Raw genomic sequence first — 505 nt, forward strand, 5'->3', positions numbered from 1 at the left:
TGCAGGTAGTATCAATTGTTAGAGTCACGGACACAGAGAAGAGATCGCAACTAGCGAAATTTGCAGGGAATCAAGCATACGTTGAAAGCGCAGCAGAGTTCTTGGTGTTCTGTATCGACTACCAGCGTCACACCAGTATTAATCCTGATGTTCAAGCCGATTTCACAGAGTTAACGCTAATAGGCGCCGTAGACTCTGGAATCATGGCTCAAAACTGCTTACTGGCAGCAGAATCGATGGGTTTGGGAGGCGTATACATTGGCGGCTTAAGAAACAATGCCCAACAAGTGGATGAGCTACTGGGGCTACCCCAGAATACCGCCATCCTATTTGGTATGTGTTTGGGCCATCCAGATCAAAACCCAGAAGTTAAACCTCGCCTACCTGCGCACGTGGTGGTGCACGAGAACCAGTACCAAGATCTCAACTTAGATGACATTCAAGCATACGACCAAACGATGCAGAACTACTATGCAAACCGCTCAAGCAATCAAAAACAAAGTAC

1 protein-coding gene is annotated in these 505 nt (G+C 46.9%); it reads left to right on the forward strand.

Annotated elements, in window-relative coordinates:
- The coding region (nfsA, locus tag R7Q48_RS31530) for an oxygen-insensitive NADPH nitroreductase (RefSeq protein WP_318134413.1) at positions 1–505 on the forward strand (505 nt) is incomplete at both ends.

The sequence above is a fragment of the Vibrio sp. 378 genome (genome assembly GCF_033339435.1).